The 3,326-nt window shown below is 73.8% G+C and carries 1 protein-coding gene and 1 pseudogene; one reads left to right on the forward strand and one right to left on the reverse strand.

The window, feature by feature from the left end:
* Positions 1-1,095, reverse strand: a pseudogene (locus tag ACPCK6_RS29380) (hypothetical protein); the annotation flags it as partial.
* 205 nt (positions 1,096-1,300) lie between these two features.
* Between ACPCK6_RS29380 and ACPCK6_RS29385 the strand changes: the two are divergent.
* Positions 1,301-3,286 carry a TIGR03960 family B12-binding radical SAM protein gene (locus ACPCK6_RS29385; RefSeq protein ID WP_423482833.1) on the forward strand — a complete coding sequence of 662 codons (1,986 nt, stop codon included), beginning with the start codon at positions 1,301-1,303 and terminating at the stop codon, positions 3,284-3,286.
* Positions 3,287-3,326: the final 40 nt, after the last annotated feature.

A 3,326-nucleotide genomic window follows, 5' to 3' on the forward strand; every position in this document is an offset into this window, starting at 1 on the left:
CGCCGGGTGGGCCGCCGGTGGCGCCGGGTGGGCCGGGTGCGGGTTGTCCGGCACGGCCCAGGGCGCGGTGTACGGCAGCGTCGGCGTCGGTGGCGGCAGCTCCGGGGCGTGCAGCTCCCAGCCGGTGGTGTCCACCCCCGCCCACGGGTCGACGGGCGTGGCGTGTTCCGGCGACGCGAGCGGCGGCACCGGGGTGGGCTCGGCGGACTCGCCCCAGGCGGGCCGGCGGGCCGGCGGTGGCGGGACGGCTGCGGAACCGCTCCAGCGGGGCGCCTCGACCCGGGTCGGGTTCGGGGTGTTCTCCACGCGGGTCGGGTCCGGCGTGTTCCCGGCCCGGGTGGAGGCCGGGACGTTCTCGACCTTCGTGGGATCCGGCGTCGTGGCCGGGCCTGGCTGCGGCGCGACGTCGATGCGGGTCGGATCCGGCCGGCCCGCGGTACGCGGAGCGGGGACGGGCGTGGTGCGGCCGGGAACCGCTGCGGATCCCCGCGCCCGGGTCACCGGTACGGGCGGGGTGGCGTCGATGCCGGCAGGTGTTCCGGCGTCGGCGGTCGGTGCCTCGCTGTCGGTGGGCAGGTCGGCCGGCGCTCCGGCGTCGTCGGTGGTCGTGCTCGCCGGTGCGTGCGGGCTCACGTCGTCGAGCGCGGCGGTGCCGGCCGGGTCTGCCGGCTCGCCCGCCTGCCCGGCCGGTTCGTTCTGTTCCGACTGCTGCTTGGGTGCCGGTGCCGGCTGCGGGCCGGGGGTCGAGGCCGCCGGGCTCGGCGTGACCGGTACGTCGGGCGGGGCGGCGGGTGCCTCGTCGCCGGACGGCTGGTCACCGGGCTCGGCGCGGTGCGGCTGCTCATCCGGTGCGACGGCGGTCGGCGGGCGGTGGGGCGTACCGTCGTGCGCCCTGCTCTCGGCGGCGCCGGACGGCTCCTGCGCCGAGACCCCGGCGGAGGTCCGGTCGTCGGCGGCCTCCGGCGTGGTGGACGGGGACGCCGGAGCCGAGGCGCCGGTGGCGTCCTCGGTGTCGGCGGCGGTCGCCGGCTCGGTGACGGACGGCATCTCGGCCCCGTCGGCCGGCCGGTCCGCCCCCGGCTGCGGCTGCGGCATCGCGGCTATCTCCTCTCGCGCCCGTTGCGAGGTTAGTACCGCCCCGCCACCCGGGACGAATCCCGCCCGCTCCCCGCCCCCCTCCGGTGATCAAGGAGTTCGTGTCCGGTGGGAGCGCGGGACAGCGCACGAACTCCTTGATCAACCCGGTGGGGGTGGGCGCGGGCGCGGGAGAGGGCGGGGGCACCGCGTACGCTTGGGCATCATGAGTGCCCCGTCCACGACCCCGCGTCCCGCCGCCGCCAACTCGGTCTGGCCCCGGCTGGAACCGTTGCTGCCGCAGGTGACCAAGCCCATCCAGTACGTGGGTGGAGAACTCGGCGCGGTGGTCAAGGACTGGGACGCCGCGACCGTCCGGTGGGCGCTGATGTACCCGGACGCGTACGAGGTGGGCCTGCCCAACCAGGGCGTGCAGATCCTGTACGAGGTGCTCAACGAGCTGCCCGACGTGCTGGCCGAGCGGACGTACGCGGTCTGGCCGGACCTGGAGAAGCTGATGCGCGCCCACGGCGTGCCGCAGTTCACCGTCGACGCCCACCGCCCGGTGCGTGACTTCGACGTGTTCGGCGTCTCGTTCTCCACCGAGCTGGGCTACACCAACCTGCTCACCGCGATCGACCTGGCCGGCATCCCGATGCTCGCCGCCGACCGCACCGACGCCGACCCGGTGATCGTGGCCGGCGGGCACGCGGCGTTCAACCCGGAGCCGATCGCCGACTTCGTCGACGCCGCGGTGCTCGGCGACGGCGAGGAGGCGGTGCTGGAGATCACCGCCATCGTGCGGGAGTGGAAGGCGGAGGGCTCGCCGGGCGGCCGGGACGAGCTGCTGCTGCGGCTGGCCCGGACCGAGAGCGTCTACGTGCCGCGCTTCTACGACGTCGACTACCTGCCGGACGGCCGGATCCAGCGGGTCGTGCCGAACCGCCCGGACGTGCCGTTCCGGGTGCACAAGCGCACGACCATGGACCTGGACGCCTGGCCGTACCCGAAGAAGCCCCTGGTCCCGCTCGCCGAGACGGTCCACGAGCGGTACGCGGTGGAGATCTTCCGGGGCTGCACCCGTGGCTGCCGGTTCTGCCAGGCCGGCATGATCACCCGCCCGGTGCGGGAGCGGTCGATCACCACCGTCGGCCAGATGGTGCAGCAGGGGCTGGAGTTCTCCGGCTTCCACGAGGTGGGCCTGCTGTCGCTGTCGTCGGCCGACCACTCCGAGATCGGCGACATGTGCTCCGGCCTGGCCGAGCAGTACGCCGGCACCAACGTCTCACTGTCGCTGCCGTCCACCCGGGTGGACGCGTTCAACATCGACCTGGCCCAGGAGCTGTCCCGCAACGGGCGCCGGACCGGTCTGACCTTCGCCCCCGAGGGCGGGTCGGAGCGGATCCGCAAGGTGATCAACAAGATGGTGTCGAAGGAAGACCTCATCCGCACCGTGGTCACCGCGTACTCCAACGGCTGGCGGCAGGTGAAGCTCTACTTCATGTGCGGCCTGCCCACCGAGACCGACGAGGACGTCCTGGAGATCGCCGACATGGCGCACGAGGTGATCCGGGCCGGCCGCGCCGCCACCGGATCCAAGGACATCCGGTGCACCGTCTCCATCGGCGGGTTCGTGCCGAAGCCGCACACCCCGTTCCAGTGGGCCTCGATGGAGCGGCCGGAGGTCATCGACGGCCGGCTCAAGCTGCTCAAGCAGGCCATCAACAGCGACCGGTCGCTGGGCCGGGCCATCGGCTTCCGCTACCACGACGGCGAGCCGTCGCTGATCGAGGGCCTGCTGTCCCGCGGCGACCGCCGGGTCGGCGCCGTGATCCGCAAGGTCTGGGAGAACGGCGGCCGGTTCGACGGCTGGAGCGAGCACTTCTCGTACCAGCGGTGGGTGGACGCCGCCGCCGAGGTGCTGCCGGCGTACGGCGTCGACCTCGACTGGTACACCACCCGCGAGCGCGAGGAGCTGGAGGTCCTGCCCTGGGACCACCTCGACTCCGGCCTGGACAAGGACTGGCTCTGGCAGGACTGGCAGGACTCGCTGTCGGAGTACGAGCAGGACGACTGCCGCTGGACGCCCTGCTTCGACTGCGGCGTCTGCCCGTCCATGGACACCGAGATCCAGATCGGCCCGACCGGCCGCAAGCTGCTGCCGCTCACCCCGGTCAACGGGCTGAAGCTGCCCGCCGCCGCCCAGGGCTGAGCCCGCCCGCACGCACCGGAGCGCGGGAACCCAGATCGGA

Origin of the sequence: Micromonospora sp. AB353, assembly GCF_049538395.1 — a bacterium.
Lineage (GTDB): Bacteria > Actinomycetota > Actinomycetes > Mycobacteriales > Micromonosporaceae > Micromonospora > Micromonospora aurantiaca.